This is a genomic window from Mycolicibacterium brumae (genome assembly GCF_025215495.1).
Classification (GTDB): Bacteria; Actinomycetota; Actinomycetes; order Mycobacteriales; family Mycobacteriaceae; genus Mycobacterium; species Mycobacterium brumae.
The window spans coordinates 277684-299083 of record NZ_CP104302.1; the positions used below are offsets into that span (position 1 = coordinate 277684).

The following is a 21400-nucleotide window of genomic DNA, read 5'->3' on the forward strand; positions in this document are numbered from 1 at the left end:
CTTACCTCGCTCGGCGCGCCAGCCGCTCGCTGTCGATGATCAGCACGCTCTTGCCCTCCAGCCGGATCCAGCCGCGCTGGGCGAAGTCCGCCAGGGCTTTGTTCACGGTCTCCCGCGACGCGCCGACCAGCTGGGCGATCTCTTCCTGGGTCAGGTCGTGGGTGACGCGCAGCGCGCCGCCTTCCTGGGTGCCGAAGCGCTGCGCCAGCTGCAGCAGCTGCTTGGCCACCCGGCCGGGCACGTCGGTGAAGATCAGGTCGGCGAGCGCGTTGTTGGTGCGGCGCAGCCGTCGGGCCAGCACGCGCAGCAGCTGCTCGGCGATCTCCGGGCGGTCCTTGATCCACGCCCGCAGCGCCTCGCGGTCCATCGACACGGCGCGCACCTCGGTGATGGTGGTCGCGCCGGAGGTCCGCGGGCCCGGGTCGAAGATGGACAGCTCGCCGAACATGTCCGACGGGCCCATCACCGTCAGCAGGTTCTCCCGGCCGTCGGGGGAGCGACGACCGAGCTTCACCTTGCCGGAGATGATGATGTAGAGCCGGTCGCCCGGCTCGCCCTCGGCGAAGATGGTGTGTCCCCGCGGGAAGTCGACCGGCTGCAGTTGCTTGGTCAGCGCGGAAACGGCGCTGGGCTCAACTCCCTGGAAGATTCCGGCCCTGGCCAGGATCTCGTCCACGTTGCCCCTTAGGTTTCGGATGGTCTGCTGCTCGCCGACCAGCCTGTATCCAAGTAGTCAACGCGCATGCCAGTGTAAACGTCGTCACAGTGACAACACGGCAACGCTACACACCATTGATTCGGCGAGTCGGTTGAAACTGGGGATTCACCCCGGCCGGGCGGAACACCCGCGTCGGCAAACCACCCTCGTGATCGAGCACGTTCATCAGGCCGAACGTCTGCCGCGGCGAGGCCGGCGGCGGCTCCAGCTCACGCTGCGGGCGGATCTGCGCCAGCATCTCGGTCATCTTCCGATCGTCCTCGGACGGCTTGCCCAGCATGCCCTCGACGCGCTCCAGCGCGAACGTTCCCAGCATCAACCCACCGGGGACGAGGGTGGCGAGCAACCATGACACGCAGGGGAGTTAACACCCGGCACATCACGAAGCGATCACGAAATGCCACCCGGTTGGGAGCAACTCTCGACCGGCCGGACACATCAGGCTGCGCCCTGCGATCGCTTACCCTGACAACCGTGAAGGCCAAGCAGGAAACGCATCTCGGGCTGGTGCGACGCGCCCGCCGGATGAACCGCACCCTGGCCGTCGCCTTCCCGCACGTCTACTGCGAACTGGACTTCCGCAACCCGCTGGAACTGACCGTCGCGACCATCCTCAGCGCGCAGAGCACCGACAAGCGGGTGAACCTGACCACCCCCGCGCTATTCGACCGCTACCGCACCGCCGCCGACTACGCCGGCGCCAACCGCGCCGAGCTCGAGGAGCTCATCCGCCCGACGGGGTTCTTCCGCAATAAGGCCAACTCGCTGATCGGGCTGGGCCGTGAACTGGTCGAACGCTTCGACGGCGAGGTCCCGCACACCCTCGAGGAGCTGGTCACGCTGCCGGGCATCGGCCGCAAGACCGCGAATGTGGTGCTCGGCAACGCGTTCGGCGTGCCCGGCATCACCGTCGACACGCATTTCGGTCGGCTGGTGCGACGCTGGGGCTGGACCACCGAGGAGGACCCGGTCAAGGTCGAGAAGGCCGTCGGCGAGCTGATCGAGCGCAAGGAATGGACCCTGCTCAGCCACCGGGTGATCTTCCACGGCCGACGGGTCTGCCACGCCCGCACCCCGGCCTGCGGGGTCTGCGTGCTGGCCTCGGACTGCCCGTCCTACGGCATCGGCCCGACGGACCCGCCGACGGCCGCCAAACTGGTCCGCGGCCCGGAGACCGAGCACCTGCTCGCGCTGGCCGGTCTGTGACGGCCACCGGCCGCTGGCTGATCGCCATCCTCGTGCTGTTCGCGGGGTTGGCGACGGTGTTCGCCCTCGAGCTGCGCGAACCCGCGGTCAAACCTGCCGAACCCGGGCCGGCCCCGACGGTCGACCAGCAGGCGCTGGCCGCCGCCCGGGCCGACGCGCGGCTGCCGTCGTGCCCGGCCGGGACCGGCGAGGTCCCCGGTCTGCGCGGCGTCGTCGTCGGCTGCGCGGCCGACGGTGAATCGTTCGACGCCGGCGCCCGGCTGGGTCTCGGCGTCCCGGTGCTGCTGAACCTGTGGGCCTATTGGTGCGGCCCGTGCGCCCAGGAACTGCCCGCGCTGGCCGAGTACCAGCGTCGGGTCGGGGGCGACGTCGCGGTGGTGACGGTGCACCAGGACCGGAACGAGGCGGCCGGGGTGGCGCGACTGGCCGAACTCGGCGTGGCGCTGCCCACCCTGCAGGACTCCGAGCGCCGGATCGCCGCCGCGCTGGGCGTGCCGAACGTCATGCCTGCCACGGTGGTGCTGCGCGCGGACGGTACCGTGGCCAAGATCCTGCCGCGCGACTTCACGTCCGCCGACCAGATCGCGGCGGCGGTCGATGACGCGCTGCGATAGCAGGGAACCGGTGATGAGAGAGGGTGCGGCAGTGAGCCTTGCGATGCCGCCGGCCCCCGAGCTGAGCCCGCCGTGGCTGCGCCCGCTGGTCGACCGGGTCGACGAGCTGCCCGGCGCCTACAAGCGCCGCATCCCGCGGCCGCTGCTGGCCGCGCTGAACGCGGCCGCCACCGCCACCTCGGTCAGCGGGAAACGCCGCGACGCCGCGGTGCTGGTGCTGTTCTCCGGCGGCGAGTCCGGTCAGGCCCCCGCCCTGCCCGACGACGCCGACCTGCTGCTGACCGTCCGCGCCTCCTCGCTGCGCCACCACGCCGGCCAGGCCGCGTTCCCGGGCGGCGTCACCGACCCGGGCGACGACGGCCCGGTCGCCACCGCGCTGCGCGAGGCCACCGAGGAGACCGGTCTGGACACCGCCCGGCTGCACACCCTCGCGGTGCTGGAGACCATGTTCATCCCGCCGTCGGGCTACCACGTCGCGCCGGTGCTGGCCTACTCACCGGACCCGGGACCGGTCGAGGTGGTGGACCCGCTGGAGACCGCGATCGTGGCGCGGGTCCCGGTGCGGGCGTTCGTCAACCCGGAGAACCGATTGATGGTCTACCGGCGCGGGGCCACCCGCCGCGCCGCCGGCCCGGCGTTTCTGCTCAATCAGATGCTGGTGTGGGGGTTCACCGGTCATGTGATCGCGGGGATGCTCGACGTCGCCGGCTGGACCCGGCCCTGGGACAGTGACCGGGTGATGGAACTCGACGACGCGCTGGCGCTCGTCGGTGGGGAGGACTGAGAGCCCATGACGTCATCACAGTGGTTGGACATCGCGATCGTCGCGGTGGCCTTCGTCGCCGCGGTCTCCGGGTGGCGCTCCGGCGCGCTCGGCTCGCTGATGTCGCTGGTCGGCGTGGTGCTCGGCGCGCTGGCCGGTGTGCTGCTGGCCCCGCACCTGGTCAACCACATCGACGGCGCCCGGATGAAGCTGTTCGCCACCCTGTTCTTGATCCTGGCGCTGGTGGTGATCGGTGAGATCGCCGGCGTGGTGCTGGGCCGCGCGGTCCGCGGCGCGCTGCGCAACGGCGGCCTGCGGGTCATCGACTCGACCGTCGGCGTCGCGGTGCAGCTGGTGCTGGTGCTGGCCGCGACCTGGATGCTGGCCACCCCGCTGACCTCCTCGGGGCAGGCCAACCTGGCCGCCGCCGTCAAGGGCTCCAAGGTGCTGTCCTACGCCGACACCCTGGCCCCGGAATGGCTGCGCGGCGTGCCCAACCGGCTGTCCGGACTGTGGGACACCTCCGGCATGCCCGACGTGCTGGAACCCTTCGGCCGCACCCCGATCGCCGAGGTCGGCGAGCCGGACCCCGAGCTGGCCAACAGCCTGATCGTCGGGACCGTGCGGCCGTCGGTGGTCAAGATCCGCGGTGTCTCACCGGGCTGCCAGAAGGTCCTGGAGGGCACCGGGTTCGTGTTCGGGCCCAACCGGGTGATGTCGAACGCGCACGTGGTGGCCGGCTCGGACACCGTGACCGTGGAGTCCGACGGCAAGGAGTACGACGCCACCGTGGTCTCCTACGACCCCAACGCCGACATCTCGATCCTCGCGGTGCCTGAACTGCCCGCCGAGCCGCTGCCGTTCAACGACGAGCGGGCCGAACCCGGCACCGACGCGATCGTGCTGGGCTATCCCGGCGGCGGCGACTTCCAGGCCACCCCGGCCCGGGTGCGCGAGGTCATCGAACTGTCCGGCCCGGACATCTACCGCACCACCACCGTCAACCGCGAGGTGTACACGGTGCGCGGCACGGTCCGGCAGGGCAACTCCGGCGGCCCGCTGATCGACCGGCAGGGCCGGGTGCTGGGCGTGGTGTTCGGCGCCGCCGTCGACGACGACGACACCGGTTTCGTGCTCACCGCCGAGGAAGTGCAGCGCCAGCGCGCCAAGGTCGGCAACACCGAGCGGGTCCCCACCGGCTCCTGCGTCGGCTGACCCGTACGCAACCGTTCGCTCGGCGGGCCCCCACCCCGCGAGGGAACGGTTACGTACGCGAGGCCTTGTGCCTAACCGAGCGGTCGCGCTCCACCCGCCAGCTGAGCGCTCGGTTACGTACGCGAGGCTTTGTACGTAACCGAGCCGTCGCGCCCCGATCTCCGGCGAGCGCTCGGTTAAGCACAAGCAGCGGCGACTACCGCACCTGCCCCAGGAACTGATCGAGCCGGTCATTGACCTCGTCGGGGGCTTCCTCGTGGGTGTAGTGCCCGACCCCGTCGACGGTGAGGAACTTGCCGGCCGGCGCCCAGGCCCGGCTGCGACTGACCGGGTCGTTGAGCACGTACGGGTCGTTCTCGCCGTGCAGGTGCAGAAACGGGATGCCCAGCGGCTGATCCATCGCCGCCATGAACCGGCGGCCCTCACTGCGCAGCTGGCTGCGCACCGCCCAGCGCTGGTACTCCAGGCTGCAGTGCGCGGCCCCCGGAATCTGGAACGCGGTGCGCAGGCGCCGGATCGTCTCGGCGAAATCGTCGGTCTGCTGCCAGGCCGCACAGCTGCGCCGCCGGACCAGCGCCTCCAACTCGATGGCGTCGTGACGGGTCAGCTTGCGCTCCGGCCAGCGCGGCGCCTGGTAGGCCATCAGCGACGGCAGCAGCGCGTTGCGCTGGCCCCGATTCACGATCGCGGAGCGCTTCAGCGCCATCGGGTGCGGGGAGTTGACCACGGCGATCGCGTCGACCAGCCGCGGGTGCAGCACCGAGGTGGCCCAACAGACCAGCCCACCGTCGGCGTGCCCGATCAGCGTCGCCGAGGTGTGCCCGAGCGCCCGGATCAGCCCGGCGGTGTCCCCGGCCAGCGTCCAGCCGTCGTACCCGCGCGGGGGTTTGTCACTGCCGCCGTAGCCGCGCAGATCGACGGCCACCACCCGCGCGCCGGGCAGCCCGGACAGCTGGTGCCGCCAGGACCACCAGAACGAGCCGAACCCGTGCAGCAGGATGACCAGCGGCCGGGACGACGGCGGCACCGCGGCGTCGGCGTCGGTCAGCGGCGCGGCCTCCACCACGTGGAACCGGATGCCGTTGGCGTGCACGTCCAGGTGCCGCCACGGGCCGTCGATGCGGACGACCGAAGGATCCGGCGGCGTCACCAATCGGTCACCGCCCGCGCTCGCACGGGATCACCAGCCGGACGGGTCGACAGATTTTTCCGGAAGGTTCGTGGTCGCGGCGCCGGTGTAGGACCCGGAGCGGTCCGTCAGGGCGGCCTTGGTCTCCTGCAGCGTTTCGATGGTCTGTTGCGGGCCGCGGATCTTGCGCACCCGCAGGTATCCGATGAACGTCAACAGCAGCGCGAACAGCACCATCGACACGAACACGATCAGGAACGCCACCCAGCGGATCAGCCAGGTGTCGAGCAGTTCGGCGGCGAAGAAGAAGAAAAAGAAGGTGGAGTAGCCGAGCACCACCAGCGCCATCACGAACAGGATGGACCCGGCGACGCCCTTCTTGAGGTCCCGGGTGATCTCGGCGCGAGCCAGGTCCACTTCGGCGCGCACCAGGGTGGAGACCTGCGCGGAGGCTTCCTTGACCAGATCGCCGATCGACGAGTCCGGCGTGACCGCATGCGCGTCGACCAACGGGATCGAGGTGACGGTGGCGGGCGCTCCGTTTTGGCGGTCGGCTTTGCTCACGAACGATCCTCCCGGGTGGCGGTGGGTTGGGCTTCATGTTGCCATGCGGGCGCCGCGGGCACGAGGGCAAGGGCGGTAACGGGTCCGGGGGCGCCGACGACAGATCGGTAAGCTGGTCTTACTAAGCGGGGTCGGATCGGAACTGCAGCCGTCCCATTTCATTCAGCCAGGAGGTTGCGGTGCGGTCCGATCAGGTCGAACGACGGTGGACCGTGCCCGGGGCGCTGGCGGCGCTGGCCGCCGCGGTGGTGTTGCCGCTGGCCGCGACCCCGGTCGCCCACGCCGACGAGAAAGTGGTGCTCGGCGGGGGATCGGGGATCGTCGTCGACGATGACGCCTACTGCACGCTGACCTCGATCGGCACGGACAGCTTCGGTGACCTGGTCGGTTTCACTTCCGCGCACTGCGGCGGGCCGGGCGCGGTGGTGGCGGCCGAGTCGGACAAGGGCCGCATTGTCGGGACCATGGTCGCCGGCAACGACGCGCTGGACTACGCGGTGATCAAATTCGACCCCGAGCTGGTCGCCCCCACCAACAATGTCAACGGCTTCATCATCGACGGGCTGGGCCCGGACCCGGCGTTCGGCCAGGTGGCCTGCAAGCTGGGCCGCACCACCGGCCAGTCCTGCGGTGTGACCTGGGGTCCGGGGCAGGACCCGGGCACCATCGTCAATCAGGTCTGCGGCGCGCCCGGGGACTCCGGCGCCCCGGTCACGGTGAACAACAAGCTGGTCGGGATGTTGCACGGCGCCTACACCGACGCGCTGCCGACCTGCGTCATGAAGTTCATCCCGCTGCACACCCCGGCGGTGACCATGTCCTTCAACACCCAGCTGGCCGATATCACCGCGAAGAACCGCCACGGCACGGGCTTCCGCCCGACCGGGACTTAAGCGCCCGCCCCTACTTCTTCGCGTCGGCGATGGAAAGCGCCTCCCGGGCGCCCTCACCCATCGCGCGGCAGCTCAGCAGGATCCACTCCCGCAGGCCCTGCTCGGTCCCGGCGGCGAACCCCGCCGCCGCCTCCCGGTAATCCGATGGCCGGCGCATCCAGTACACCTCTGGCACGCCCAGGCCGTGCGGGTCCAGACCGGTGGCGATGGAGACCAGCCGGCTGACCGCGCGGGCGACCACCCCGTCGGCGCTGCCGAACGGCGCCAGCGCCAGCAGTTCGCCGTGCGCGACGGCCGCCAGGATCGGCGCGGGCGCCCGCGAACCGCCGGTGACCAGCTGCGTCACCAGATCCAGCCGCTGGGACACCTCCGGGTCGAGCCGGGGCCGGCCGAGCGCGTCGGCGTCGACCAGGTCGGCGGCGGCCAGCATGTGCAGCCGGGCCAGCGCCTGCAGCGGGGCGCGCCGCCAGACCCCGATCAGGTTGGTCTCGCCGCCTTCGAGTTCCTGGGTGACGCGCAGCGCGCCGGCGAACACCGGGTCGCTGGCGGAGTCCTCGTCCAGGCGCAGCGCGCCGCCGTCGAGCACCGAGGAGGCCCGCGCCGCGCGCAGCGAGGCCTCGGCCGCGGTGACCGGCCAGCCGCGCAGGTTGGCGCGGTGCCGGTGGGCCTTGCCGAGGGCTTCGCGGGCCGCGTCGGCGGCTTCGGTGACGCCGGGCAGCGCGGCCAACGGGGCCAGCGGGTCAGTGCTCACGGCGTTCGACGCTACCGGGGCGGCAAACGATCCTGGAAAGGCGATTGTATTTCTGTGACTGGCAACGCTTATGCAACCTTCGGTGACTAGGCTCACAGCCATGAGCGATGAGCAGCCCGAACTCGAGTCCTACCCGCCGTCCCCGGAATTCGCGGCCAACGCCAACGCCACCGCCGCGCTCTACGACGAGGCCGAAGCCGACCGGCTGGCGTTCTGGGCCGCCCAGGCCAACCGGCTGCACTGGGCCACCCCGTTCACCGAGGTGCTCGACTGGTCCGGCGCCCCGTTCGCCAAGTGGTTCGGCGACGGCAAGCTCAACGTCGCCTACAACTGCGTGGACCGCCACGTGGAGGCCGGCAACGGCGACCGGGTGGCGCTGCACTGGGAGGGCGAGCCGGTCGGCGACGCCCGCTCCATCACCTACGCCGAACTCAAGGACGAGGTGTGCCGGGCCGCCAACGCGCTGACCGACCTCGGCGTCGGCAAGGGCGACCGGGTCGCCATCTACATGCCGATGATCCCGGAGGCCGTCGTCGCGATGCTGGCCTGCGCGCGGGTGGGCGCCCTGCACTCGGTGGTGTTCGCCGGCTATTCCGCGGCGGCCTTGCGGGCCCGCATCGAGGACGCCGAGGCGAAGATGGTCATCACCTCCGACGGCCAGTACCGCCGCGGCGCCGCCGCGCCGCTCAAGCCCGGCGTCGACGAGGCGCTGTCCGGCATGGGCGACTGCCCCGTCCGGAACGTGCTGGTGGTGCGCCGCACCGGCATCGACACCCCGATGACCGAGGGCCGCGACCTGTGGTGGGACGAGGTGATGAACACCGTCTCCAACGAGCACACCCCCGAGGCGTTCGAGTCCGAGCACCCGCTGTTCCTGCTGTACACCTCGGGCACCACCGGCAAGCCCAAGGGCGTCGTGCACACCTCCGGCGGCTACCTCACCCAGTCCGCCTACACCCACTTCAACGTCTTCGACCTCAAGCCGGAGACCGACGTGTACTGGTGCACCGCCGATATCGGCTGGGTCACCGGGCACACCTACATCGTCTACGGGCCGCTGGCCAACGGCGCCACCCAGGTGCTCTACGAGGGCACCCCGGCCTCCCCGGATGAGCACCGGCACTTCCAGGTCATCGACAAGTACAAGGTGACCATCTACTACACCGCGCCGACGGTGATCCGGACGTTCATGCGCTGGGGCCGCGAGTTGGTCCGCGAGCACGACCTGTCGAGCCTGCGGCTGCTGGGATCGGTCGGCGAGCCGATCAACCCAGAGGCCTGGCGCTGGTACCGCCACGTCATGGGCAAGGACCAGACGCCGGTGGTGGACACCTGGTGGCAGACCGAGACCGGCGCGATCATGATCTCCCCGCTGCCCGGTGTGACCGACTGCAAGCCGGGTTCGGCGATGCGCCCGCTGCCGGGCATCTCGGCCAAGATCGTCGACGACGACGGCAACGAACTGCAGCCCGCGCCGGAGTTCGGCGGCGAGGCCACCGGCTACCTGGTGCTGGACAAGCCGTGGCCGTCGATGCTGCGCGGGGTGTGGGGCGACCCGGAGCGGTTCAAGGAGACCTACTGGTCCCGGTTCGCCGAGCAGGGCTGGTACTTCGCCGGCGACGGCGCCCGGTACGGCTCCGACGGCGAGGTGTGGGTGCTGGGCCGCATCGACGACGTGATGAACGTGTCCGGGCACCGGATCTCCACGGCCGAGGTGGAGTCGGCGCTGGTGGGCCACGCCGGGGTGGCGGAGGCCGCCGTGGTCGGCGCCACCGACGCGCACACCGGGCAGGCGATCTGCGCGTTCGTCATCCTCAAGGAGCACGCCGCGGCGCAGTCCACCGAGGACATGGTGCACGAGCTGCGCGCCGAGGTGGCCCGGGAGATCTCGCCGATCGCCAAGCCGCGGGAGATCCACGTGGTGCCCGAGCTGCCCAAGACCCGCAGCGGCAAGATCATGCGCCGGTTGTTGCGCGACGTGGCCGAGGGCCGCGAGCTGGGCGACACCTCCACGCTGCTGGACCCGAAGGTGTTCGAGGCGATTCGCGCCGCCAAGTAGACGCATACAGAGACCGACCGGTCGCGGGTGCCCCATCCCGCGGCCGGTCGGTTTGCTTTGACGACGTTGACGTTTCGGAAGTTGTTGACAGACCCCAGAAACGGCAATGCGGGCGGCGTTCCGAATCACTTCGGCTCACCGCCCGCCAGCACGGGCCACTCGGTTACCAGGCGTGCTAGGTGGGTTGCGCGGGGTGGCCTCGGCGCTTTGCGATCCGTTACGAATGCGGCCCCACCCGAGGGGTCAGTTGCATTGTCCGGTTTTCTCAAATGCGCAGGCCCGCAACACTTTTGCCCTGTCAGCGGCTATGGCTCCGCGTGGGTGCCGGGGGACCGTGCTGGGTAGCTCGCTTCGGGAGGTCGACCCTTCTCTTCCGGATCGGTCTTGGCCTTACGAGCTGCCGTGCTTCATTTGTACTACGTGACTCCGGTCACAGCAAGCATCAAAACGAAGAATGTTCCAAACCCGTTATTTCGCACTGGATTCGGTCCGGATTCACTGCTGCCGCTCGGGCAGGTAGCGACGGATGAGGGTGTAGGCGAGCGCCCCGGAGGCCAGCGCGGACAGCGCCACCGCGGCCGAGGTGGCCACGGCCGCGCCCGACGGCGCGCTGATCCGGTCGCGCAGGCCGACGGGGCGGGTGAAGGTCTGCACCGGCCAGCCGCGCGCGACGGCCTCCTTGCGCAGCGCGCGGTCCGGGTTGACGACGGTCGGGTGCCCGACCTCCGAGAGCATCGGGATGTCGGTGATCGAGTCGGAGTAGGCGTAGCAGTGGTCGAGCTGGTAGCCCTCGTGCGCGGCCAGCTCGCGGATCGCCTCGGCCTTGGCCTCGCCGTAGCAGTAGAACGCGATGTCGCCGGTGTACTTGCCGTCCTCGATCACCATCTGGGTGGCCATCGCGTGGGTGGCGCCCAGCGCCTTGGCGATCGGGGCGACGACCTCGTCGCCGGAGGTGGACACCACCACCACGTCGTGTCCGCACAGCCGGTGCGCGGCGATCAGGTCCTTGGCTTCGGCGTAGACCAGCGGGGTGACGATGTCGTGCAGCGTCTCACTGATCAGCGCGCGGACCTGCTCGACGTCCCAGCCCGAGCACATCGAGGTGATGAACGCGCGCATCCCCTCCATCTGGTCGTGGTCGGCCCCGGACATCATGTACAGGAACTGGGCGTAGCTTGATTTGAGGACGGCCCGCCTATTCAGCAGTCCTTCGTTGAAAAAAGGTTTGCTGAAGGCAAACACGCTGGACTTGGCGATGACGGTTTTGTCCAGGTCGAAGAAGGCGGCGGCACGGATCGGGCCGGCCGATGAGGGTTGGTCGGCGGGTGTCGCCGATGGTCCGGGCGCGGGTGCGGTGTCGGGCACGAAACCAGGATAGGCTGCGTGCCCTCGCGACCCGACGCCACGGCGTAAATGAGAGTGCGTCCCGAATGTCTGAGACTGAAAAAATGCAGCTCAGGACGAATCGCCGAGGAATTTTGGGTCTTGCGCTAACTGCAGTACCCGCGTGTATAGTGGGCATTACCCGGCTTACGCTGGGAGTGCATCAGCCCGACCCCCCGGGGCTGATGCATGACGACCCTCGCCTCCTCCCCCCCCTGGCGGGGGTCGTCCCTTTTCTCGGGTACGTTCACCTGCCGCGACGCGATCCATTCGCTCCTTAATTAGCTGGAACCCAAGTAATTCTTGGGTTCCTCTCAGGTGTTCATGTGCCGACGGTATTGATTGGCGCCTTTTGCGACCGTTCACCCGACGTTCTGCACAGATCCGGATTCATCCCCAGCCGCGGGCATCCTGACTGGTGAGCGCACATCCGCCGGCGCACCGTGGGCGGATGACCGACCCCGCCGTGCTGGCCCTCATCTCCGACCCCGCCCTGCGCGAGGACCTCGACCGCGTCGCCGCCGCCGCGGGCCTGCGCGTCGTGCACCAGGCGGCCGGCGCCACCCCCGACCGGCGGGCCTGGAAGGCCGCGGCGGCGATCGTGCTGGACCCCGCGGCGGCCGCGGACTGCCTGGGCCCACGCCGGCCCGCGATCTATGTGGTCACGGCGTTCGAGGCAGGCGCGGAGACGCTGCGCGCGGCGCTGGCGGTCGGCGCCGGAGACGCCCTGCGACTGCCCGACGACGAGCAGGCCCTGCTGCGGGCCCTGGCCGAGGCCGGCGGCGGCGTGCGCGATGACCGGGTGGCCGCCGGCGCGCTGCTGGCGGTGTTGCCGGGCCACGGCGGCGCGGGCGCCTCGGTGCTGGCCGCCGCGCTCGCCCAACGGGCGGGTGACGCGCTGCTGGTCGACCTCGACGAGCTCGGCGGCGGCGTCGACCTGCTGTTCGCGCGGGAGAACGATCCGGGGCTGCGCTGGCCCGACCTCACGGTGTGCGACGGCGGACTGGATTGGGCGGCGCTGCGGCGGGCGCTGCCCGGTGACGGCCATCCGAGCCTGCTGTCGGCGGGGCCGGGGGCCGAGATCTCGCCCACCACCCTGCTCGCGGTGTGCGACGCGGCGCGCCGAGCCGGTGTCACCGTCGTCTGCGATCTGCCCGGTAGGCCCGGTGAAGCGGCCGAAACCGCGCTACGGGCAGCCGATCTCGTGGTGCTGGTGTGCCAGGCGACGGTCCGCGGATGCGCGGGCGCCCGGGCGCGCTCCCACGGCCTGGCGGCCTTCCCGAACAGCGGAGTGGTGGTGCGCGGTCCCGCGCCCGGCGGCCTGCGGGCAGCCGACATCGCGGCGGCCACCGGGCTGCCGCTGCTGGCCGCCATGCGCCCCGAGCCGATGCTCGCCGAACGACTGGAACGCAGCAGATTGCGGCTGCGCTCTCGCGGCCCGCTGGCGCAGGCGGCCGGCGCCGTCCTGGGACTCGTTGAACAGCAGCACCTCTCGGCGCGGTCGGCGTGAACACCTCGCTGATCGACCGGGTCCGCGACCGGCTGGCCGCCGAGCCCGGGCCGCTGCGGCCCGCCGTCGTCGCGCAGGCCATTCGCGCCGAGACCGGCGGCGTGCTCGGTGACGCGGAGGTGCTCGCCGGGCTGCGCCTGCTGCAGACCGAACTCACCGGCGCCGGGCTGCTGCAACCCCTGCTGGGCGGCCCGAACGTCACCGACGTGCTGGTCACCGCGCCCGAATCTGTGTGGGTCGACGATGGAAACGGTTTGCGGCGCAGTGGTATTCGATTCGACAACGAGGCTGCGGTGCGCAGACTCGCACAACGGCTGGCGCTGGCCGCCGGCCGTCGGCTCGATGACGCGCAACCCTGGGTCGACGGTCTACTCACCGGCTGCGGGAGGTTCAACGTCCGGCTGCACGCCGTGTTGCCGCCGATCGCGGTGGCCGGCACCGCGATCTCACTGCGGGTGCTGCGCCCCGCCGACCAGGACCTGGCCGGCCTGGTCGCCGCCGGATCGATCCCCGCGCACGTGGCCGAGGTGCTCACCAGCATCGTCGCGGCGAAGCTCGCGTTCCTGGTCACCGGCGGCACCGGCGCCGGCAAGACGACGCTGCTTGCCGCGCTGCTCGCACAGGTCACCGGGCACGAGCGGATCGTCTGCGTCGAGGACGCCGCCGAACTGGCCCCCGCGCACCCGCACCTGGTGCGGCTGGTGGCCCGCGGCGCGAACATCGAGGGCGCGGGCGAGATCACCGTGCGCCAGCTGGTCCGCCAGGCGCTGCGGATGCGCCCGGACCGCATCGTGGTCGGGGAGGTGCGCGGCCCGGAGGTGGTGGACCTGCTCGGCGCGCTCAACACCGGCCACGACGGCGGGGCCGGCACCGTGCACGCCAACAACCCCGCCGAACTGCCCGCCCGGCTGGAAGCCCTGGCCGCGATGGGTGGCATGGGCCGCGCGGCGCTGCACAGCCAACTCGCGGCCGCCGTCCGGGTGATCCTGCACCTCGGCCGCGGGCCCGACGGGCGCCGACGGCTCGCCGAGATCGCGCTGCTGACCGTCGACGCCGATCGCCGCTGTCAGGCGGTCACCGCGTGGCACGTCGACACCGGCCCCGGACCTGCGGCCGCCGACCTGCACGCGCTGATCAAGGACACCCGGTGAACGGGCCGGCGCTCGCGGCGACGGCGCTGGCGTGTGCGGTGCTCGCCGCGCCCGGGCCGCCGCTGCGCCGACTGCCCCGGCAGCCGCCCCGGCGCCGACTCCCGGCGACCGCACTGGCGGCGACTGCCGCGGCCGCGCTGATCGTCGCCACCGCCGCGCTGATGACCCCGGCCGTCGCGTTGTCCGCGGCGCTGCTGGCCGTTGCCGTGGCGGTTCGGGTCCGGGCCGGGAGACGACGCCGGGCCGCCGAGCGGCAGACCGCGGCGCTCGGTGGCGCGCTGGAGGCCATGGTCAGCGAGTTGCGGATCGGCGCGCACCCGGTGCGAGCGCTGACCGTCGCCGCCGCCGAGGCGCCGGACGTGCTGGCCCGCGTGGCCGCCCGCGCCAGCCTCGGCGGCGATGTTCCCACCGCGCTCACCGACGCGGCCCAGCGCTCCGGCGGCCCGGCCCGCTGGCGCCGACTGGCGGCCGTCTGGCGCCTCGCCGACCAGCGCGGACTGGCGGTCGCGGACCTGATGCACGCCGCTCACACCGACATCGTGGAGCGGCAACGCCACCGCGACGCGGTCGCCGCGCAACTCGCCGGCGCTCGGGCCACCACGGCGATCCTGGCCGCGCTGCCCGCCCTCGGGATCGTGTTGGGCGCGGCGCTGGGCGCCCGGCCCCTGGATTTTCTCACCGGGCCCGGCGGGTGGTGCCTGCTGCTGGGCGTCGGGTTCCTGTCCGCCGGCCTGCTGTGGGCCGGCCGGCTGACCGACCGCGTGCTGGAGGTCTCGTGACCGCCGTGCTGCTGCTGACCGACCGCGTGCTGGAGGTCTCGTGATCGCCGCGCTATTGCTCGCCGCCGCCCTGCTCGTGATTCCTGCGCGAGCCCACGCCCGGATTCGCCCGGCGCCCGTTCGCGCCACCATCCCGGATGTCCGCGCCGACAACGACCCGTTCGCGTTGGCCGCGGCGTTCGACGTGCTCGCGGTCTGCCTGCGAGCCGGGATGCCGGTGGCCGCGGCCGCCGCGGCGACGGCCGCCCTCGCCCCGCCAACGCTGGCCCGGCTGCTGCGCGGCGGCGCCGATCTGCTGGCCCTGGGCGCCGACCCCGCCACCGCCTGGTCCGCCGCACCTGAGCTCGACGACCAATGCGCGGCGCTGCTGCGGCTGGCCCGCCGGTCGGCCGCCTCGGGCGCCGCGCTGGCCCAGGGCTTGGTCGAGCTCGCCGAACAAGTCCGCGACGACGCCCGCAACGCCGCCCGCGCCAATGCCGAACGCGCCGGGGTGCTGATCGCCGGGCCGCTGGGCCTGTGCTTCCTGCCGGCGTTCGTCTGCCTGGGCGTGATCCCGGTGGTCGCCGGACTGGCCGGCCAGGTGCTCGGCAAAGGCGTGCTGTGACCGACAGCCGACAGAGAAAGGAACACACCCATGAGGAACCCGGAGACGACCGCGACCCCCGCGGCCTGTGCGACGAAACCCACTGTCCGAGAGATGATCTCAGCACGGATATGGGCGTTGGCCGTCGACGACGACGGTATGTCCACCGTGGAGTACGCCATCGGCACGATCGCCGCCGCGGCGTTCGGCGCGATCCTCTACACGGTGGTGACCGGCGACTCGGTCGTCAGCGCGCTGACGGGGATCATCAACCGCGCGCTCAGCGTGCGGATCTGAGCTGTGAGCGCGGCGCTGGGACGGTGGAGGCCGCGCTGGCCATCGCCGGGCTGGTCACGGTCATGGTGTTGGTGCTGGCCGGGCTCGGGGCGCTGTCGGCGCAGCTGCGTTGCGTCGACGCCGCCCGCGAGGCCGCCCGGTTGGCCGCCCGCGGCGACGGCAACGCGATCGAGGTCGCCCGCCGCATCGCGCCGGCCGGGGCGAGCATCCGAATCACCGACGCTGGAACGGGATTCGTCCGTGCCGACGTTCAGTCGGGCGCGCCGCTGCTGCCGGGGCTCACCATCGCCGCCGACGCCGTCGCCGCCCGCGAACCGGGGGAGTGACCGCACCCGCGCGGATCCCGCCGGTGCCTGTCGCGCGTCATTGATGGCCGACCACCTTGGCGGTGCTGTGTTCACGCCTGAGGGTCCCGCGTCTCCTCTGTCCGATGACCGCGGCGCCGCCACCGTGCTCGCCGCGATCTGCGTGCTGATCATCTTGTGCTGCACTGGTTTCGGCGCCGCGCTCGGCTCGGCGGTGATCGCCCGACACCGCGCCCAGTCGGCCGCCGACCTGGCCGCTCTGGCTGCCGCGAACGCGCTGTCCGCGGGCCCGCAGGCAGCCTGCGCTCAAGCCAGACAGATCACCGACGCCGCGAACGCCCATCTCGCCCAGTGTCAGACCGAGAATCTCGACGTCATCGTCACGGTGGAAATCCCGGTGCCCCTGCGCCTTCCGGGCAATCGCACCGCGCAAGCGCGCGCCCGAGCCGGCCCGGCTGATATGCCCGGATGAGCCGCTTGACGGCGCGCGTCCAGGGTGTCCACGAGCGCGACCGCTGACCTTGTCACCGACCGAATACCCTGTCGCTCACCGTGAGACCCTGTCGCTCAGGGTGAGAAACCGTCGCTCAAAGGCGGGCAAAAGTTCATCATTGTTTCGACGACGACGACGACCACCACCACGACCACCACCACCACCCCCGCAGCCCTCCACCGCCGAACCCCGGCGGCAACGAACCTAACGCTCCGGCGCCGGAGCGTCGATCAGCGGCAACTGCTCAGTCTTCGGCTCCACGGGCGCGGGCGTCAGCTCCGCGGCGACCTCGGCGTCGGTGGCCCGGCGCACGCTCACCAGACCGGCGAACACCCCCGGTTCGATCTCGATCCGGTGGATCGTGGTCTTCAGCCGCACCCAGTCGCCCACGTGATTGGCCAGTCGGATCACACCGGAAGTGGAGCCGGAGGCGAACTCCTTCTCCATCCGTTCCCGCACCGGCCCGTCGCCGTGATGCACCACCTGCGAGCGCCAGTCGTACTCCGTGCTGGGCTCATCGAGCCACTTCAGCGTCTTCCAGCTGGTCAGGTCGACGATCGCGCGCTGGGTGCCGGGCACCGCCATGCCTTCGAGCAGCCGCCGGGCCAGCGAATCGGGTTCGACGTAATCCGGGTCGGGCGGGCAGACCCACGTCATCGACCGGCCGATCAACTGGTCGGAGCCGTCGTCGCCCTCCTCCAGCATCATCCGGGCGGCGAACGCCTCGGAGACCGGCTCGCCGTCGGCGCGGCGAATCTCCAGGGTGCCCGACACCGTCTCGCCCGGGATGCGGCGCAGCACCGTCGCGATGAGTTTGATCTCGCCCTCGGTCAGCGGGCCGACCGGCAGGTCGTCGGCGAAGGCCCGGATCTGCAGCGGCTCGGCGTCCGGGTCGCCGCCGCGCACCGCGACGGCCTGACTGGAACTCGACGCCACCCCGGTGCTGAGGTTCCACTTCACGGTGCCGACCTGGGGCCGCTCGGCCGGTTCGGCGTTGGCCGGGCCGAGCCACAGCTGCACGCCGTGCACCCGGCCGTCGGACATCACCACCGGCGCGGTGCGGATGATCTTCTTCTGTTTCGGGGTCAGGCTGTCCAGCCCGGTGCGGGTCGTGATGGTCTCCGAGACCGCGGTCTGGACGGCCGACAGGTGCGCGCTTTTGCGCAAATAATCCGAAATCGGAATGAAGTCCTTGCGGGCTGTGCCGTCGGCGACGACAGCGGGCTCGCTGCCGAGGGTCTCCAGCAGCAACCATTCGTGTTGCATGGTCACTGAGTTTAGCCGCGTGAATGCCTCCGGCGCCTGCGGCAAGACGCAAGTTGGGCGCTCGATTCGCGCATCGTGCCAGGTGGCGTCGCTGCGGCGGGCGCCCAGGTCAGGGGTGTCGTTGGTCACCCGGTGATCTGCGCCACCCATCGCCGGGATTTGTGTCACCCGCCAATTCCCGGTAGCGTCGATATTCTGACAGTTTATGTCAGGTTGGCAGGGATGCGGGCATTCGAGGGGTTGCCCGCCCCCAGCGCCGCTATCTCCCCAGCGCCGCCAGAATCACCCGCAGCACCACCACGGCGCCTGCCTTGTCCAACGGCTCGTTCCCGTTCCCGCATTTCGGCGACTGCACGCACGACGGGCACCCCGCCGGACACTCGCACGCCGAGATCGCCGAGGCGGTCGCCTCCAGCCACAGCGCCGCGTCACGGAAGCCGCGCTCGGCGAACCCCGCCCCGCCCGGATATCCGTCGTAGACGAACACCGTCGGCAACCCGGAGGGCCCCAGAGCCGTCGACAGCCCGCCGATGTCCCCGCGGTCGCAACTGGCCACCAGCGGCAGCAGTCCGATCGCGGCGTGTTCGGCGGCGTGCAGCGATCCGGGGATGCGCAGCGCGGAAACGCCCGCCTCCAAAAGAGCTTCCGGCGTGATCGTGTACATCATCGCCCGGGTCGGCAGCGTCTGGCGCGGCATGTCCAGCTCGACGAAGTCGAGCACCTCACCACCGGGCACCCGACGCAGGAACCCCGTCACCTGATGCGACACCGAGACCGGAACCAGACCCAGAGTCACCGGCCCCAGCGACAGCATTTCCCCGTCCCCGGTGACGGTCACCTCCACCATCTCCCGTGCCGAGGTGTTGTAGCCCGGGTCCTCGGCGTGCACAAAGGCCACCCCGTCCTCGAACTCCAGCGCGTCCACCACGTACGACTCGCCCTGGTGCAGGTACACCGCGCCGGGGTGCACGGTGGCCGGGGCCTGCCCGGCGCCGACGCTGCCCAGCAGCCGCCCGGTGCCGGTTTCCAGGATGGCGATCTGCCCGCCGGCGGATCCCCGGATGTCGACCCCCGGGTGCGGGTCCGGGCCGGGCACCGGATAGTAGTTGCCCGCGCGCCGGCGCAGCAGCCCGTCGTCGACCAGATCGGCGACCACCGCCTCCGCGCCCCACACCCGCACCTCGGCGTCAGAAATAGGTAATTCCGTTGCCGCGCACAGCAACTGCGGACCCTGCACGTACGGGTTCGACGGGTCGATCACCACCCGCTCGATCGGGCGGTCCAGCAGCGCCCCTGGATGGTGCACCAGATAGGTGTCCAGCGGGTCGTCGCGCGCGATCATCACGATCAGCGCGCCCTGCCCGCGCCGCCCGGACCGTCCGGCCTGCTGCCAGAACGACGCCACCGTGCCCGGGAACCCGGCCAGCACGACGGCGTCCAGCCCGGAGATGTCGATCCCGAGTTCCAGCGCGTTGGTGGTGGCCAGCCCGCGCAGCCGGCCGTCGGCCAGCGCGGCTTCCAACTCCCGGCGGTCCTCGGCCAGATACCCGGCCCGATACGACGCCACCTGCGAGGCCAACGCCGGCGCGGTCTCCAGCAGCCGCTCCCGCGCCCCCAGCGCGGTGAGCTCCGCGCCGCGGCGGGACCGCACGAACGTCAGGGTGCGCGCGCCCTCGGCCATCAGGTCGGCCATCACCCGGGCGGCTTCCGCGCCGGCCGAGCGTCGCACCGGGGCGCCGTGCTCGCCGGTGACGTCCTCGCGCAGCGGCGGTTCCCACAGCGCGACGGTCCGCGCGCCGTGCGGCGACCCGTCGGCGCTGACCTCCTCGACCTGCGCGCCGATCAGCTCGGCGGCGGTCTCCCCGGGCGCGGCGGTGGTGGCCGAGGCGAACACCACCGTCGGGTCGGCGCCGTAGCGGGCCGCGAGCCGCAGCAGCCGGCGCAGCACCATCGCCACGTTCGAGCCGAAAATGCCGCGGTAGTAATGGCATTCGTCGACCACGATGTAGCGCAGCCCGCGCAGGAACACCGACCAGCGGGCGTGGTTGCGCAGCAGCGACAGGTGGATCATGTCCGGGTTGGAGAACACCCAGCGGGAGCGTTCCCGGGCGAACCGGCGGATCTCGGTGGCGGTGTCGCCGTCGTAGGCGCTCGGCGCGACGTCGGACAACCCCGCCACCGCGCACAGCGCGTGCGCGGTGGACAGTTGGTCGTGCCCGAGCGCCTTGGTCGGCGCCAGGTACAGCGCGCGGGCGCGCGGGTCGGTCTCCAGCGCGGTCATGATCGGCAGCTGGTAGGCCAGCGACTTGCCGGAGGCGGTGCCGGTGGCGATCACCACGTGCCGGCCGCGGTGCGCCAGTTCGGCGGCCTGCAGCTGATGGGACCACAGCGCGGACACCCCGCGTTCGGCGAACGCGCCGACCACCGACGCAGGCGCCCACTCCGGCCAGGGCCGCGGCGCCCCGGCCGCCGCCGGGATCTGCGCGATGTGCCGCACCGGGCCCTCGTCCCCGGAGCCGACGAGCACCGCCAGCAGGTCGTCGCCGAAGTTCACGCTCACCGTTGGAATTGTTCACGAGATTGTTTCCGCAGCGCTATCGCCCCGGCGGGGAACGTGATTGGATAAGGGCGGTCGCAGCTTCTGTGTGGTGTCAAAGCTTTCGCAGGATCGTCGTTGCGGTCGTTGTTCTTGCGAAGGATGGCGGTCACAACGGGCCACGGCGCCGTCGAGGTGGCGCGCCGGTCCCGAGATAGTAAGGAAAGATCGAAAGATGCCACAGGGAACTGTGAAGTGGTTCAACGCCGAAAAGGGCTTCGGGTTCATCGCCCCCGAGGACGGCTCTGCCGACGTCTTCGTCCACTACACGGAGATTCAGGGTTCGGGCTTCCGCACCCTTGAGGAGAACCAGCGCGTGGAGTTCGAGGTCGGCCAGAGCCCCAAGGGGCCGCAGGCCACCGGCGTCCGCGCCGTCTAAATCGCCGCAGCGCGTAAGCACTGACGCACAAAATCCCCCCGCACGCCAAAGCGTGCGGGGGGATTTTGCGTCCGAGCGTCACCGTTTGGCCACGCCGTCGCGCCTCACCGCCCGCGAACCCCGGACCTGGCTTACTGTCAATAACGTGGGTCAGCTGTCGTTTTTCTCGGCCGAGTCGGTGCCGCCTGCGGTCACCGACCTCACCGGGCTGCTCGCGACGGCCGGCCAGATCGTGGTGGTGGGCTCCGGCGCGCGGGTTTCGGTGGTCGTCGAGCAGCAGTGGCGCGCGGCCGGGCTGGCCGAGATGATCACCGAGGCCGGGCTGTTGGCCGAGGTGACCCGCACCGACGAGAACACCCCGCTGGTGCGCACCGCCGTCGACGAGCGGCTGCTGCCGATGGCCCGGGCCTGGACCCGCGGCGCGGTCAAGACGGTGCCCCCGCAGTGGGTGCCCGGCGGCCGGGAACTGCGCGCCTGGACCCTCGCGGCGGGCGCCCCGGAGGCCGACCGGTATCTGCTCGGGCTGGACCCGCACGCCCCGGACACCCATTCCCCGCTGGCCTCGGCGCTGATCCGGGCCGGCATCGCGCCGACGCTGATCGGCACCCGCGGCTCGCACCCGGCGTTGCGGATCAGCGGCCGACGGCGACTGTCCCGGCTGATCGAGAACGTCGGCGAACCCCCGGCCGATCCGGAGGGGATGGCGCACTGGCCGACGGTGTGAGGGGCGCCAATAAGGGGCGCCT

The 21400-nt window shown here is 71.4% G+C and carries 23 protein-coding genes; 15 read left to right on the forward strand and 8 right to left on the reverse strand.

The genetic code is table 11. The features are described 5' to 3' along the window. Position 1 precedes the first annotated feature (1 nt). Positions 2-676, reverse strand: a complete 675-nt coding sequence (locus tag L2Z93_RS01390) for a Crp/Fnr family transcriptional regulator (protein WP_090588970.1) — start codon at positions 674-676, stop codon at positions 2-4. 106 nt (positions 677-782) lie between these two features. After that, positions 783-1073 carry a hypothetical protein gene (locus L2Z93_RS01395; protein WP_128111777.1) on the reverse strand — a complete coding sequence of 97 codons (291 nt, stop codon included), beginning with the start codon at positions 1071-1073 and terminating at the stop codon, positions 783-785. 119 nt (positions 1074-1192) lie between these two features. On the opposite strand from L2Z93_RS01395, the gene nth reads away from it, so the two are divergent. The 4 genes from nth to marP are packed head-to-tail and all read left to right on the forward strand — an operon-like array spanning position 1193 to position 4516. Then, positions 1193-1924 carry an endonuclease III gene (gene nth, locus L2Z93_RS01400; protein ID WP_306439034.1) on the forward strand — a complete coding sequence of 244 codons (732 nt, stop codon included), beginning with the start codon at positions 1193-1195 and terminating at the stop codon, positions 1922-1924. Further along, positions 1921-2538 (forward strand): TlpA family protein disulfide reductase, encoded by a 618-nt coding sequence (locus L2Z93_RS01405; RefSeq protein WP_090588973.1) that lies wholly within the window; start codon positions 1921-1923, stop codon positions 2536-2538. Before nth ends, L2Z93_RS01405 begins: the two co-directional genes overlap by 4 nt. Before the next feature lie 13 nt (positions 2539-2551). After that, the gene (locus L2Z93_RS01410) at positions 2552-3322 is read left to right on the forward strand and encodes an NUDIX hydrolase (RefSeq protein WP_090588974.1); all 771 of its coding nucleotides are present in this window, start codon (positions 2552-2554) and stop codon (positions 3320-3322) included. Between the two features lie 6 nt (positions 3323-3328). Continuing rightward, a complete protein-coding gene (gene marP, locus L2Z93_RS01415) occupies positions 3329-4516 on the forward strand; it encodes an acid resistance serine protease MarP (protein ID WP_090588975.1) in 1188 nt (395 codons plus the stop codon). A gap of 196 nt (positions 4517-4712) precedes the next feature. Here marP and L2Z93_RS01420 read toward each other — a convergent pair whose 3' ends face one another. Beyond that, the gene (locus L2Z93_RS01420) at positions 4713-5666 is read right to left on the reverse strand and encodes an alpha/beta fold hydrolase (RefSeq protein WP_090588976.1); all 954 of its coding nucleotides are present in this window, start codon (positions 5664-5666) and stop codon (positions 4713-4715) included. 30 nt (positions 5667-5696) lie between these two features. Then, positions 5697-6209, reverse strand: coding sequence for a phage holin family protein (locus tag L2Z93_RS01425; RefSeq protein WP_090588977.1), 513 nt, complete (start codon positions 6207-6209; stop codon positions 5697-5699). Positions 6210-6442: 233 nt separating this feature from the next. Here L2Z93_RS01425 and L2Z93_RS01430 point away from each other — a divergent pair, with 233 nt between their 5' ends. Further along, positions 6443-7102, forward strand: a complete 660-nt coding sequence (locus L2Z93_RS01430) for a S1 family peptidase (protein WP_275984643.1) — start codon at positions 6443-6445, stop codon at positions 7100-7102. 10 nt (positions 7103-7112) lie between these two features. On the opposite strand, the gene L2Z93_RS01435 is transcribed toward L2Z93_RS01430, so the two are convergent. Then, entirely contained in the window at positions 7113-7853 is a 741-nt protein-coding gene (locus L2Z93_RS01435; RefSeq protein ID WP_090588978.1) for a Fic family protein, read from the reverse strand. A 70-nt stretch (positions 7854-7923) separates the two neighbouring features. Between L2Z93_RS01435 and acs the strand changes: the two genes are divergently transcribed. Continuing rightward, positions 7924-9912: an acetate--CoA ligase gene (acs, locus tag L2Z93_RS01440; protein ID WP_370745805.1), complete on the forward strand. Its 1989-nt coding sequence runs from the start codon at positions 7924-7926 to the stop codon at positions 9910-9912. Positions 9913-10407: 495 nt separating this feature from the next. Here acs and L2Z93_RS01445 read toward each other — a convergent pair whose 3' ends face one another. Further along, positions 10408-11277 carry an HAD-IB family hydrolase gene (locus L2Z93_RS01445; RefSeq protein ID WP_090588980.1) on the reverse strand — a complete coding sequence of 290 codons (870 nt, stop codon included), beginning with the start codon at positions 11275-11277 and terminating at the stop codon, positions 10408-10410. A 469-nt stretch (positions 11278-11746) separates the two neighbouring features. On the opposite strand from L2Z93_RS01445, the gene ssd reads away from it, so the two are divergent. The 7 genes from ssd to L2Z93_RS01480 all read left to right on the forward strand — a co-directional run bounded on the left by ssd (position 11747) and on the right by L2Z93_RS01480 (position 16392). Next, positions 11747-12805, forward strand: coding sequence for a septum site-determining protein Ssd (gene ssd / locus L2Z93_RS01450; protein WP_090588981.1), 1059 nt, complete (start codon positions 11747-11749; stop codon positions 12803-12805). Continuing rightward, positions 12802-13956, forward strand: coding sequence for a TadA family conjugal transfer-associated ATPase (locus L2Z93_RS01455; RefSeq protein ID WP_090588982.1), 1155 nt, complete (start codon positions 12802-12804; stop codon positions 13954-13956). Before ssd ends, L2Z93_RS01455 begins: the two co-directional genes overlap by 4 nt. Further along, complete coding sequence (locus tag L2Z93_RS01460) at positions 13953-14735, forward strand: type II secretion system F family protein (protein WP_090588983.1); 783 nt, start codon at positions 13953-13955, stop codon at positions 14733-14735. Before L2Z93_RS01455 ends, L2Z93_RS01460 begins: the two co-directional genes overlap by 4 nt. A 40-nt stretch (positions 14736-14775) precedes the next feature. Further along, positions 14776-15339, forward strand: coding sequence for a type II secretion system F family protein (locus tag L2Z93_RS01465; protein WP_090588984.1), 564 nt, complete (start codon positions 14776-14778; stop codon positions 15337-15339). 93 nt (positions 15340-15432) lie between these two features. Beyond that, positions 15433-15615, forward strand: coding sequence for a DUF4244 domain-containing protein (locus L2Z93_RS01470; RefSeq protein ID WP_090588985.1), 183 nt, complete (start codon positions 15433-15435; stop codon positions 15613-15615). A gap of 23 nt (positions 15616-15638) precedes the next feature. Beyond that, a complete protein-coding gene (locus L2Z93_RS01475; protein ID WP_193438920.1) occupies positions 15639-15941 on the forward strand; it encodes a TadE family type IV pilus minor pilin in 303 nt (100 codons plus the stop codon). Positions 15942-15984: 43 nt separating this feature from the next. Next, a complete protein-coding gene (locus L2Z93_RS01480; RefSeq protein WP_090588986.1) occupies positions 15985-16392 on the forward strand; it encodes an Rv3654c family TadE-like protein in 408 nt (135 codons plus the stop codon). A gap of 225 nt (positions 16393-16617) precedes the next feature. Here L2Z93_RS01480 and L2Z93_RS01485 read toward each other — a convergent pair whose 3' ends face one another. Both L2Z93_RS01485 and L2Z93_RS01490 read right to left on the reverse strand, forming a co-directional pair. Further along, positions 16618-17679, reverse strand: coding sequence for a PAS domain-containing protein (locus L2Z93_RS01485; protein ID WP_128111854.1), 1062 nt, complete (start codon positions 17677-17679; stop codon positions 16618-16620). 259 nt (positions 17680-17938) lie between these two features. Then, positions 17939-20233: a DNA 3'-5' helicase SftH gene (locus tag L2Z93_RS01490; RefSeq protein ID WP_370745881.1), complete on the reverse strand. Its 2295-nt coding sequence runs from the start codon at positions 20231-20233 to the stop codon at positions 17939-17941. Between the two features lie 217 nt (positions 20234-20450). Between L2Z93_RS01490 and L2Z93_RS01495 the strand changes: the two genes are divergently transcribed. Together L2Z93_RS01495 and L2Z93_RS01500 are read left to right on the forward strand one after the other, a co-directional pair. Beyond that, positions 20451-20654: a cold-shock protein gene (locus L2Z93_RS01495; protein WP_005138711.1), complete on the forward strand. Its 204-nt coding sequence runs from the start codon at positions 20451-20453 to the stop codon at positions 20652-20654. Positions 20655-20799: 145 nt separating this feature from the next. Further along, on the forward strand, positions 20800-21378 hold the full coding sequence (locus L2Z93_RS01500; protein ID WP_090588989.1) for a hypothetical protein: 579 nt from the start codon (positions 20800-20802) through the stop codon (positions 21376-21378). The last annotated feature ends 22 nt before the right edge of the window (positions 21379-21400 follow it).

Excerpts from the sequence above, each read along its gene's own strand:
- L2Z93_RS01410 (WP_090588974.1), top strand. The coding sequence starts at position 2,552 with ATGAGAGAGGGTGCGGCAGTGAGCCTTGCGATGCCGCCGGCCCCCGAG.
- marP (WP_090588975.1), top strand. The coding sequence starts at position 3,329 with ATGACGTCATCACAGTGGTTGGACATCGCGATCGTCGCGGTGGCCTTC.
- acs (WP_370745805.1), top strand. The coding sequence starts at position 7,924 with ATGCAACCTTCGGTGACTAGGCTCACAGCCATGAGCGATGAGCAGCCC.
- ssd (WP_090588981.1), top strand. The coding sequence starts at position 11,747 with ATGACCGACCCCGCCGTGCTGGCCCTCATCTCCGACCCCGCCCTGCGC.
- L2Z93_RS01470 (WP_090588985.1), top strand. The coding sequence starts at position 15,433 with ATGATCTCAGCACGGATATGGGCGTTGGCCGTCGACGACGACGGTATG.
- L2Z93_RS01480 (WP_090588986.1), top strand. The coding sequence starts at position 15,985 with ATGGCCGACCACCTTGGCGGTGCTGTGTTCACGCCTGAGGGTCCCGCG.
- L2Z93_RS01485 (WP_128111854.1), bottom strand. The coding sequence starts at position 17,679 with ATGCAACACGAATGGTTGCTGCTGGAGACCCTCGGCAGCGAGCCCGCT.
- L2Z93_RS01495 (WP_005138711.1), top strand. The coding sequence starts at position 20,451 with ATGCCACAGGGAACTGTGAAGTGGTTCAACGCCGAAAAGGGCTTCGGG.